General features: G+C 68.7%; 10 protein-coding genes. 6 read left to right on the top strand and 4 right to left on the bottom strand.

The window, feature by feature from the left end:
- Positions 1-57: 57 nt before the first annotated feature.
- Entirely contained in the window at positions 58-831 is a 774-nt protein-coding gene (locus ON21_RS11720; protein WP_218004071.1) for an NAD(P)H-dependent oxidoreductase, read from the bottom strand.
- Positions 832-1,046: 215 nt separating this feature from the next.
- On the opposite strand from ON21_RS11720, the gene ON21_RS11715 reads away from it, so the two are divergent.
- Complete coding sequence (locus ON21_RS11715; protein ID WP_039797846.1) at positions 1,047-1,781, top strand: PaaI family thioesterase; 735 nt, start codon at positions 1,047-1,049, stop codon at positions 1,779-1,781.
- A gap of 136 nt (positions 1,782-1,917) precedes the next feature.
- On the opposite strand, the gene ON21_RS35790 is transcribed toward ON21_RS11715, so the two are convergent.
- Together ON21_RS35790 and ON21_RS11705 are read right to left on the bottom strand one after the other, a co-directional pair.
- The gene (locus tag ON21_RS35790) at positions 1,918-2,424 is read right to left on the bottom strand and encodes a hypothetical protein (protein WP_157170800.1); all 507 of its coding nucleotides are present in this window, start codon (positions 2,422-2,424) and stop codon (positions 1,918-1,920) included.
- A 644-nt stretch (positions 2,425-3,068) separates the two neighbouring features.
- Positions 3,069-5,249 (bottom strand): malate synthase G, encoded by a 2,181-nt coding sequence (locus tag ON21_RS11705; RefSeq protein ID WP_039797845.1) that lies wholly within the window; start codon positions 5,247-5,249, stop codon positions 3,069-3,071.
- A gap of 244 nt (positions 5,250-5,493) precedes the next feature.
- On the opposite strand from ON21_RS11705, the gene ON21_RS11700 reads away from it, so the two are divergent.
- The 4 genes from ON21_RS11700 to ON21_RS11685 are packed head-to-tail and all read left to right on the top strand — an operon-like array spanning position 5,494 to position 9,207.
- On the top strand, positions 5,494-6,234 hold the full coding sequence (locus ON21_RS11700) for an SDR family NAD(P)-dependent oxidoreductase (protein ID WP_039797844.1): 741 nt from the start codon (positions 5,494-5,496) through the stop codon (positions 6,232-6,234).
- Positions 6,231-7,280, top strand: a complete 1,050-nt coding sequence (locus tag ON21_RS11695) for a zinc-binding dehydrogenase (protein WP_039797843.1) — start codon at positions 6,231-6,233, stop codon at positions 7,278-7,280. The genes ON21_RS11700 and ON21_RS11695 overlap by 4 nt, the downstream gene beginning before the upstream one ends.
- Complete coding sequence (locus ON21_RS11690; protein ID WP_039797842.1) at positions 7,277-7,915, top strand: TetR/AcrR family transcriptional regulator; 639 nt, start codon at positions 7,277-7,279, stop codon at positions 7,913-7,915. Before ON21_RS11695 ends, ON21_RS11690 begins: the two co-directional genes overlap by 4 nt.
- Positions 7,916-7,917: 2 nt before the next feature.
- Positions 7,918-9,207: an acyl-CoA dehydrogenase family protein gene (locus ON21_RS11685; RefSeq protein ID WP_039797841.1), complete on the top strand. Its 1,290-nt coding sequence runs from the start codon at positions 7,918-7,920 to the stop codon at positions 9,205-9,207.
- 15 nt (positions 9,208-9,222) lie between these two features.
- Here ON21_RS11685 and ON21_RS11680 read toward each other — a convergent pair whose 3' ends face one another.
- Complete coding sequence (locus ON21_RS11680) at positions 9,223-9,921, bottom strand: winged helix-turn-helix transcriptional regulator (RefSeq protein ID WP_039797840.1); 699 nt, start codon at positions 9,919-9,921, stop codon at positions 9,223-9,225.
- An 89-nt stretch (positions 9,922-10,010) separates the two neighbouring features.
- Here ON21_RS11680 and ON21_RS11675 point away from each other — a divergent pair, with 89 nt between their 5' ends.
- On the top strand, positions 10,011-11,150 hold the full coding sequence (locus tag ON21_RS11675; protein ID WP_039797839.1) for an acyl-CoA dehydrogenase family protein: 1,140 nt from the start codon (positions 10,011-10,013) through the stop codon (positions 11,148-11,150).
- Positions 11,151-11,218: the final 68 nt, after the last annotated feature.

Raw genomic sequence — 11,218 nt, 5'->3', positions numbered from 1 at the left:
ATGGGCATGCTGCTCACCGAGCGCGGAGCGGCTCCACTCCCCTGATGTACCGGGTCGCTACGACGCCACATGCAACCCGAAGCCGGTCGCTCCTCGGGCTTCCCGACCGGCTATGAGACGCAGACTCCGGTCGTAGTCGCCGCCGCCTTGCGGGCGGTACCGGATCGGCTCCAGTTCGGCCAGCTCCGACATTCGCTGCCGCAGGTCGTGCGCGACCTCGTCGAAGCGCTCGGCGTCGAGCCGGATCGTGTCGTGCACCACGAACGGCGGCAGCACGTCCATGCCGGTGTAGTAGAGGATGCCGTGGTGGATCGGGAACAGCAGATCCTCGACCGGACCGTTGATCCCGCGATCGGAGTAGGACGGCTGCTTGCCTCCGACCGAGACCACCAGCATCGCTCGCCGCCCGGCCAAGACGCCCGCCCCGTATCTGGGCAGCGCCTTGCCCCCGGCTCCGTAGGCGAAATCGCAGGTGAGCACCCGATCCACCCAACCCTTCATGATCGCGGGCATGCCGAACCACCAGAGCGGGAAATGCAGCACGACGGCATCGGCCCACAGCAGTTTCTCCTGCTCGGCGCGAATGTCGGGACTCAGCGTCCCTGCGCGGTAGGCCACGCCCGAGGCCAGCATGAAGTTGGTCTCGGAGACCGCGCCGAAATCGTCGGTGTCGGCGGCGGCCTTCCAGCCCATCGCGTAGAGGTCGGTGATCCGCACCTCGTGCCCGTCCGCACGCAACTGCTGCACCGCGACATCTTTCAGAGCGCCGGTGAGTGAGTCCGGCTTCGGGTGGGCGTACACGATCAGTACGTTCGTTCCAGCTTTCGTCACATGTCGGCACAACAGCGTTCGGGGCGAGAGATATTCCGGCACCCGTGATCACGCGGCTCGCCGGCCCAACCCGTCCATGGGCCACCGGCGAGATCATCGGCACCTACGACGGCAGGTCCGGGTGGCAGGCGGCCCGGCGACGGCTCGCCGGCGTCACGACGGTATGGTCGGCTGAACCGGGTCATGATCGTCGGCCGGGAGAGGTTGGGCAGCAGATGATTCGGACCGATGCGTTGACGGTGCCCGCGCACGTGCGCGGTTATCCGGGTGTGGCGTTCGGCGGATACGTGGCGGGACTGCTGGCCGCTGCGAGCGGCGCCACGCAGGTGCGCGTCGACTTCCGCCGCGCAGTGCCCGTGGACACTCCGGTGATGTTGGCCGCCGACGCGTCCGGCGGCGCATCACTCACCGACCTGGACGGTGCGGTACTCGCCGAAGCGTCCGCGTCGACCATCACGGTCACGCCGCGGCACGCGCCCACCTGGGAGCAGGCTCTAGCCGCGAGCGCGACCGCCGACGTGCTACGCAAGATGAGTCACTGCTACGGCTGCGGAGCGGCCTGTGCGCCCGGCCGTGGTCTGCGTTTGTCACCTTGGGCCGTGCCCACACACGACATGGTCGTCTCCGCCTGGACACCGCATCCCGCGCTCGCCGGACCCGATGGCTTCCTCTCCACCGAGAACGTCTGGGCCGCCCTGGATTGCCCGGGCGGCTGGGCCGCGATGGCGCTGCGCGATCTGCGTCCCGGAGCGGTCACCGCCGCCCTCACCGCCACGCGGTTCGAACCGGTTCGCGCCGGCGAGTCCTACCTCTCCTACGGGTGGCCGATCTCCTCGGACGGCCGGAAACACACCGTCGGCGTGGCCTTGTCCCGGCCCGATGGAACGCTCTGCGCACTCGCCGAAGCACTGTGGATCGAACCCCGCCGACCCCTGCCGTTCGAATGGTGATCCGCCACCCGCGGATCCGCGTCTCAGAGGCCCCGGCCGACGAGATCAACGCTTGCGCCGACGGCGCCCGCCCGACCGCATGGATCGCCCGCGCCGTCACGGCGAACACCCGCGAGGAGATTTTCGGCAACCGCGCTCAGTAAGTGTCGACGAACCGGTACCACTGGCCTTCGAAGGCGGAGTATTCGATGCCGTTGATGGCGGGTGAGCCGAGGTGGGGCGGGGTGGCCGGGTCGCGGAAGAAGGCGAAGCCTTCCGAATTCGAGTCGCCCGATTGGGTGTAGAACAGGCAGCCGCCGTCGCGGGGCGTGATGAAGGTGATCGTGTAGACGCCGAGCCGGGTGCGGTGGCCGGGGTGCGCACAGTCCACGGCTTGGTCTTCGAGGATTCCGCGGGAGAGGCGCCAGCCGGTGTCCTCGGGGACGTCGTAGAGCGTCAGCGCCACGAGAGCGGCGATGAGCACGGGCGAGGCGAGGCTGTGGAACACGGCACGGTAGCGCAGCAGCCCGAGCAGTCCGAACAGGACGGCGATCCCGCCGAGCACACCGAGCACCGCCCAGAGCACGACAAGGGTCGGAAACGTGCCCGCCGCGGCGAGTTGCCAGAACAGCGCCGCGCAGCAGAGTGCGACCAAGGCGGTCACGAGCCCCATCCACAGGACGAACCAACGGGGAATACGCGACCGTGTGCGCACGGACCCTGCGGAGTTCACGTGTTCAAGATACGAGGGGCGTGAGCTCCGCGCGCGGGATCGGCTGCGAAATCCCGCGGGGCAGTGATGATCCCGTGTGACGTGAAAGCCATCGCCGGCGCGGCGGAAAGCCCGCGAACGGCCCAATTCCGGAGGCCGCGCGTCGAGTTCGCATAGTGCGCGGCGGCGCTGCCCGGCGAATTCCGGGACCGACGATCACGGCCGCACCGGGCAGCGAGATCCATCGATGTGAAAACCAACAATTCGGAACGTTCCGCATTCCGGCCCGGAATCGAAAATCCCCCGGCCAGCACAGCTGACCAGGGGATTTTCACTACTCGAAGCACATCGTGCACCGCACGCTCACAGCGGCGGGAAGCCCGCCGATCCGGTGGCCATCCAATTCCAGAACATCGCCGCGCGATTGACGACCAATGCCACGATGTCGAGCACAACGCTTCCCATGAATCTTCCTCACAAATCGACGATTTCGTGCGGCACCCAGGGTAACGGACCGATAAACAAGAGTCGAAACTCCCGCAAAAGCCCGAGTCCCCCCGGCCGACGGGACCGGGGGGACTCACGACGCGTACGGTTTACACGCAGGCCAGCGCCTTCGCCTCACGGCGACGGCGGTGCAGGATCGGCTCGGTGTAGCCGTTGGGCTGCTTGGTGCCCTCCAGGATCAGCTCCTTGGCCGCCTGGAACGCGATGCTGCCCGCGAAGTCGGGCGCCATCGCCCGGTAGTTCGGGTCGCCCGCGTTCTGCCGGTCGACAACCGGGGCCATCCGCTCCAGGCTGGCCACCACCTCGTCGGCGCTGACGATGCCGTGGCGCAGCCAGTTGGCCATCAGCTGGCTGGAGATGCGCAGGGTGGCACGGTCTTCCATGAGCGCGACGTCCTTGATGTCGGGCACCTTGGAGCAGCCGACGCCCTGGTCGATCCAGCGCACCACGTAGCCGAGGATGGACTGCGAGTTGTTGTCCAGCTCCTGGCGCTTCTCCTCGTCGGTCCAGTTCGGCGCGGCGGCCAGCGGGATCTCCAGGATCTCGTCGACGGTGGCGCGGCGACCGCCCTTGGCGATCTCCTGCTGCCGCTTGAACACGTCGACCAGGTGGTAGTGCGTCGCGTGCAGGGTGGCGGCGGTGGGCGAGGGCACCCATGCGGTGTTGGCGCCCGCGCGCGGGTGACCGATCTTCTGGGTGAGCATGTCGGCCATCAGATCCGGCATGGCCCACATGCCCTTGCCGATCTGCGCCTTGCCGGGCAGGCCCGCCGCGAGGCCGGTGTCGACGTTCCAGTCCTCGTAGGACAGGATCCACTGCTGGGACTTCATGTCGGCCTTGCGGACCATCGGCCCGGCCTCCATGGAGGTGTGGATCTCGTCGCCGGTGCGGTCGAGGAAGCCGGTGTTGATGAACACCACTCGCTCGGCGGCGGCCTGGATGCAGGCCTTCAGGTTCACCGTGGTGCGGCGCTCCTCGTCCATGATGCCGACCTTGAGCGTGTTGCGCTCCAGGCCGAGCACGTCCTCGATCCGGCCGAACAGCTCGTTGGTGAAGGCGACTTCGTCGGGGCCGTGCATCTTCGGCTTCACGATGTAGACCGAGCCGGTGCGGCTGTTCTTCAGCTGCACGTCGTCGGCCAGGCTGTGCTTGGCGATCAGCGAGGTGATCAGCCCGTCCATGATGCCCTCGGGCACCTCGTTGCCCTCGGCGTCCAGGATCGCGTCCGAGGTCATCAGGTGACCGACGTTGCGCACGAACAGCAGCGAACGGCCGTGCAGCACCAGCTCGCCGCCGTCCAGCGCGGTGTACACGCGGTCGGGGTTCATGGTGCGGGTGAAGGTCTTCTCGCCCTTGCTGACCTTCTCCGCGAGGTCGCCCTTCATCAGGCCGAGCCAGTTGTGGTAGCAGAGCACCTTGTCCTCGGCGTCCACCGCGGCGACCGAGTCCTCGAAGTCCATGATCGTGGTGACCGCGGACTCCAGCACGACGTCCTTGACGCCCGCGGTGTCGGTGCTGCCGATCGGGGACTGCGGATCGATCTGGATCTCGATGTGCAGACCGTTGTGCTTCAGCAGGACCGAGCTCGGCGCCTCCGGGTCGCCCAGGTAGCCGACCAGCTGGGAGGCGTCGGCCAGGCCGATGCTGGTGCCGTCCTCCAGGCCGACCTCGAGCTCGCCGTCGACGATCTTGTAGGACGTCGAGCCGATGTGCGAACCGGTGATCAGGGTGACCGAGTCGTCGAGGAAGTTGCGCGCCCACTCGATGACCTTGTCGCCGCGCACCTTGTTGTAGCCGGTGCCCCTCTCCGCGCCGCCCGCCTCGGAGATGGCGTCGGTGCCGTAGAGCGCGTCGTACAGCGAGCCCCAGCGCGCGTTGGCGGCGTTGATCGCGAAGCGGGCGTTCATCACCGGCACCACCAGCTGCGGGCCCGCGGTGGCGGCGATCTCCTCGTCCACGTTCTGGGTGGTGATCCGGAAATCGGCGGGCTCGGGCCGCAGGTAGCCGATCTCGGTCAGGAAGTTCTTGTAGGCCGCCTTGTCGTAGTTGGCGCCGGGGTGCTCCGCGTGCCAGGCGTCGACCTTGCCCTGGATCTCGTCGCGTTCGGCCAGCAGAGCGCGGTTGCGCGGAGCGAGATCATTGATGACCTGCTCGGCGCCGGCCCAGAACGCGGCGGAATCCACGCCGGAACCGGGGAGCGCCTCGTTCTCGACGAACTCGTGGAGAACGCGTGCCACCTGGAGCCCGCCGACCTGAATCCGCTCTGTCATCTACTGCCTCACTTCCGAGAAAGCCGAGTGGGAAAACAGTGCCATGTTACCCGCGGGTAGCGGTGTCACCGCGCGCCGGGTCGCCCAGGGCCTGTGCCCGAATCCGTCCGCCACGCCGATACGAGCTGGTCGAGCGCCCGGCGGGTCGTGAGCCGTCGGCGGTCGGCCGGACAGCCCCTTGATCGTAGCGCGCGGCCGATTTAATGTACTGATCGGAACATTTTCGGGACACGCAGGAGTCAAGGTGCCACTCACCGACAAGGTCGTCGTCGTCACCGGGGGAAGCCGGGGGTTGGGCAAGCAGATGGTGCTCGCGTTCGCCGAGGCGGGCGCGGACGTGGTGATCGCGAGCCGCAAGCTGGACGGGTGCGCCGCACTGGCCGAGGAGGTGACGGCGCGCTTCGGCCGCCGCGCCCTGCCGGTGGCCTGCAACGTCAGCGACTGGTCGCAGTGCGACGCCTTGGTGGAGACCGTCTACGACGCGTTCGGCCGGGTGGACGTGCTGGTCAACAACGCGGGCCTCTCGCCGCTGTATCCCAGCCTGGACCAGGTCACCGAGGCGCTGTTCGACAAGGTCATCGGCGTGAACCTGAAAGGGCCGTTCCGGCTGTCGGCGCTGATCGGCAGTCGGATGGCGGGCGAGGGCGGCGGCTCGATCATCAACATCTCCTCGATCGAGGCGATCAGGCCGGAACCCTTCGCGGTCCCCTATTCGGCGGCCAAGGCGGGTCTCAACGCCCTGACCGGCGGGCTGGCCCAGACGTTCGCGCCGAACGTGCGGGTCAACACCATCCAGTGCGGGCCTTTCGAAACCGACATCGCCACGGCGTGGCCCGACGAGTTACGTGCGGAGCTCACCAAGCACAACGCCCTGCGCCGAGTCGGTAGGCCGGAGGAGATCGTCGGGGCGGCGCTGTTCTTCGCCACCGAGGCCTCGGCCTTCTGCACCGGCGCCACCCTCGCGATCGACGGGGGCTGGCGATGAAAGCGCTGACCTACGAAGGGCCGCAGCAGATCTCGTACGGCGACCGGCCCGATCCCGTGCTGCCAGGTCCCGACGGCGCGATCGTCCGGGTCACCGCGGCGGGGATCTGCGGCAGCGACTTGCACATCTACGCCGGACACGGATTCGTCGCGGGCGCCGGTTACGGCGTCGGACACGAAGCGGTCGGTGAGATCGTGGAACTCGGGCCGCACACCCGCGGGTTCTCCGTCGGCGACCGTGTACTGGTCGCCGCATCGGCCGGCTGCGACAGCTGCGCGCAGTGCCGCGCCGGGATCGTCACCGCGTGCGCTCGGCAGCCGCTGCCGGTGGACGCCTGCTACGGGCTCGGCGGCGCACTGGCCGGGTGCCAGGCCCAGTTGCTCGCCGTCCCGCACGCCGCGGGCAACCTGGCGAAGCTGCCCGACGAGGTGAGCGACACCGCCGCCGTCGTGCTCACCGACAACGCACCCACCGCGTGGTACGGAGCCCGGCGCGCCCGCGTCGCGCCGGGTGACACCGTGGTGGTGATCGGGCTCGGCCCGGTCGGTCTCATGGCGGTCCAGTCCGCGTTCGCGATGGGCGCGGCACGGGTGCTCGGCGTCGACCTGCTCGCCGAACGCCGTAAGCGGGCCGCCGATCTCGGCGCGGAGCCGGTCGAGTCGGACGATCCGAAGCAGGCGATCCGGGAAACGCTGCGCGGCGGAGCGGATGTCGCGATCGAGGCGGTCGGCGCCGACGAAACCATCAAGCTGGCGATCAGCGCCGTCGGGCACGGTGGCCGGGTGAGTGTGATCGGTGTGAGCCACAACCGCGCCTATCCGTTCCACATGATGGCGGCGCAGGTGAAGGACCTCGAATTCCATATCGGGCTGTGCTCGATCCAGTACGAACTACCGGCGCTGCTGAAGCTCACCGCGGGCGGCAGGCTGCGGCCCGAGGCGGTGGTCACCCACCACCTGCCGATGTCCGACGGACCCGCCGCCTACCGGATGTTCGCGCAGCGGTCCGACGGGGTGGGCAAGATCGCGCTGGACCCGTCGAAATGACCGCCCCGTCCCGCAGGCGGGGCCGTCCGCCCGCGGCGGAATCGACGGCGAGCGACACCAGGGCGCGGATCGTGCGTGCCGCGATCGACCTGTTCGCCGAGCAGGGCTTCCACGGCACCGGCGTAGCCGAGATCGGCGAGCGGGCCGACGTGCAGCGCGGCGCGCTGTACTACCACATCGGTTCCAAAGAGGAACTGCTCTGGCAGATCCTGCGCGACTACATCCAGCTCATGCTGGCCGAGGCCGAGCAGATCGCCGACGGACCCGGCGATCCGGTGACCAAGCTGCGCAAGATGGTCCACAGTCACGTACGGCTGATCATCCGCCATCAGCGCGAGGTCGCCATCCAACTGCGCGATGTCGGCGCGCTCACCGGCGAGCGCGCCGCGCAACTGCAAGACCTGCGCGACCGAGTGCAGCAGTGCTGGCAACGCGTCATCGATGCCGGTCATGCCGAAGGGTTGCTGCGCACCGACGACCACGTGGTCACCAACAGCGTGCTCGGCATGCTGAACATGGTGTCGTTCTGGTACCGCCCGCACGGCGACCGCTCCCCCGGCGAGATCGCCGACATCCTCGCGACCACTTTGCTCGACGGCGTGGTGACCGGCACCGCGCGGGACACGAAAGGCTGATCATGGCTTGGGATTTCGAGACCGACCCGGAGTACCAGCGGAAGCTGGACTGGGCCGCGGAGTTCGTCCGCACCGAAGTGGAGCCGCTGGACCTGCTCTACGCCAATCCGTACGACCGTACCGACCGCGAGGCGATGGCGCTGCTGCGGCCGTTGCAGGAGCGGGTCAAGGAGCAGGGCCTGTGGGCCTGCCACCTCGGACCGGAACTGGGCGGCCCCGGCTACGGGCAGATGAAGCTCGCGCTGCTCAACGAGGTGCTCGGCACCTCGGTGTGGGCGCCGTCGGTATTCGGCTGCCAGGCACCGGATTCCGGCAACGCGGAGATCCTCGCTCACTACGGCACACCGGAGCAGAAGAAGACCTATCTCGAGCCGCTGCTGGCCGGGGAGATCGGTTCCTGCTACGTCATGACCGAACCGACCGGCGGTTCGGATCCGACGCTGTTCCGCACCCGCGCGGTGCGCGACGGCGACGAGTGGGTGATCAACGGTGAGAAGTGGTTCAACTCCAACGCGGAGTTCGCGGCCTTCCACATCGTGATGGTGGTGACCGACCCCGACGTCAGCCCGTACAAGGGCATGTCGATGTTCATCGTGCCCGCGGGCGCCCCCGGCCTGGAGATCGTGAAGAACTTCCACGTCGCCGGATTCAGCGAGCACGAGGGCCACCTGCGGTTCACCGACGTGCGGGTTCCCGCCGATCACCTGCTCGGCGCCGAGGGCCAGGGTTTCGTCGTCGCGCAGACCCGGTTGGGCGGTGGGCGGGTGCATCATGCGATGCGCACGGTCGCCATGGTGCGCAGAGCGTTCGACATGATGGCCGAGCGGGCGGTCTCGCGACCGATGCGCGGCGGCCCGCTGGCCGGGTTGCAGATGACCCAGGAGCGCATCGCCGACAGCTGGATCGAGATGGAGCAGTTCCGGCTGCTGGTGCTGCGCACGGCATGGCGCATCGACAAGGAGCAGGACTACAAGAAGGTGCGCAAGGACATCGCCGCGATCAAGGTCGCCATGCCGAAGGTCATGCACGACATCGCCCAGCGCGCGCTGCATCTGCACGGCGCGATCGGCGTCAGCCAGGACCTGCCGTTCGTCGACATGCTCAGCTACGCCGAGGTGATGGCCATCGCCGACGGACCCACCGAGGTACACAAGATCACTCTCGCGAAAGAGGTCCTGAAGGACTACGCCCCCGGGGACCCGGTGTATCCGAGCGGCTACCGGCCCGCACTGCGTGAGAAGGCCCGCGAGCTGGTCGCTCAGCGGCTCGAACACGTTGTGGGGAATCTGTGAGCGGGACCTCGGAGTTCAGGACGCACGCTGCGTGGCCGCACCCGGGTGCGGCGTTTCCGCGTATCCGGCGACGGGGCTGAGCCGCAGCACCGACGGCATCCGGCGGGTGAGCGCGGGCGGGCCGGTGAACGCCACCCGGCCCGTCCGCAGCGCGTGCGCCAGCGGCAGCCGCCCCAGCCATACCTGGTAGAGCGAGGCGACATCGGAGCTGATCGCGACATCCACGGGATAGCCGGGATCGGATTCGCACACCGAGGGCACGCCCGCCTCGATCACGATCCAGAATCGGCGCACCTCGTCGGTGAAACGCACCTGCAGCACGTGGCGACGGCCCGGGAACGACGAGGTGTCGACCCGGGTGTGCATCCACCACACCAGCAGGGCGGGATCGCGCTCGTCGTCACGCGGCGGCCCGAAACTCCAGCGCGCACCCCATTCGCCGAGGCCGAACAGGATCGGCTCCAGTTCCCGCCCCGCGTCGGTGAGCAGGTACTCCCCGACCATTTTCTCCACCAGCCCGGCTCGCTCGAACTGCCGCAGGCGTTTGGCGAGCAGGCTGCGCGACAGGCCGGGCAGGCCGCGCGCGAGGTCGTTGAACCGGGTGGTGCCCAGCAGCAGGTCGCGCAGGATCAGCAGCGACCAGCGCTCGCCCACCACGTCGAGCGCCCGGGAGATCGGGCAGTACTGGCCGTAACTCGGCGTCGAAGTCGTCATGGCACCTCGCGAATGCGGTCTCGTTTCTGGACCGGGGCGGTCCACTTTCTGCACTATCCGGTTATCGCGGCCGTTCCTAACTTCGAAACATGACCACTACAGCTCCTGCCCCCACCGACACCACCACCGACTGGATCGCCCGCGCACGCCGCGTCGGCGAAGCCCTGCGACCCGAGGTCGCCGAACGAGACCGCTCCGGCGAGATCTCCCTCGCCGCGTTCGACCTGCTGCGCGAGAGCGGGCTGTCCGCGGCGCTCGTCCCCGCCGAGTTCGGCGGCGGCGGGGTCACCCACCGCGAGATGGGCGCGATCCTGCGCGAACTCGGCCGCCACGACCCCTCCACCGCGGTAGCCTTCGCGATGCACACCCACCTGGTCGCCGCTCAGGTGTGGCGGCACAACCACGGCATCGACGCCGCACCGCTGTTCGCGAAGGTGGTCGCGGGCGCGATCCTGATCAGCACCGGCGCCTCGGACTGGGTCGGCTCGGGCGGCCGCGCCGAGCGGGTCGAGGGTGGCTACCGGGTGCACGCGCGCAAGGCGCCGGCCAGCGGATGCGAGGCGGGCACCGTCCTGGTGACCAGCGTGCGCTGGGACGACGCCCCCGACGGACCGCAGGTGCTGCACTGCGCCATTCCGTTCGCCGCCGACGGTGTCCGCATCGAGAAGACCTGGGACACTGTGGGTTTGCGGGCCAGCGGTTCGCACACCGTGGTGCTCGAGGATGTGTTCGTGCCCGACGCGGCGGTGTCGCTGACCCGCCCGGCGACAGTGTGGCCGCCGCTGCTGAACGTCGTGATCGGCGCGGCGATGCCGCTGGTGATGGCGGCCTACCTCGGTGTCGCCGACAGCGCGGTCGACCTCGCGACCACACTGGCCGCCGGGCGCGCCGACGCGCCTACCGTCCAGTTGGCCGGCGAGATGGTCACCGCGCACACCATCGCGGGAGATCTCGTCGACGCCATGTTCACCGGATCGGAGAACCTGCGCTTCGCCAACACCGATCACTACGCGAGCCGGACGCTCAGTCGTAAGACCGCCGCGGCGGACGCACTGGTGCGCACGGTGCGTCTGGCCATCGAAACAGTGGGCGGACTGGGCTATTCGCGCGAATGCGAACTGGAGATGCGCTACCGCGACGTGCACGGTTGCCTGTTCCATCCGCTGCCCCGGGCCAAGCAGACCCACTTCACGGGTCACGTGCAGCTCGGACACTCCCCGATCGGATGACGCCCTTTCCGTCAACACCACCCCTACTCGCCCCCATAATCGGATGGGGGCGAGTTTCCGACACTCCG

The sequence above is a fragment of the Nocardia araoensis NBRC 100135 genome (genome assembly GCF_000308435.1).
GTDB classification, from domain to species: Bacteria; Actinomycetota; Actinomycetes; order Mycobacteriales; family Mycobacteriaceae; genus Nocardia; species Nocardia araoensis.
This window is presented reverse-complemented; position numbering and strand designations above follow the sequence as displayed.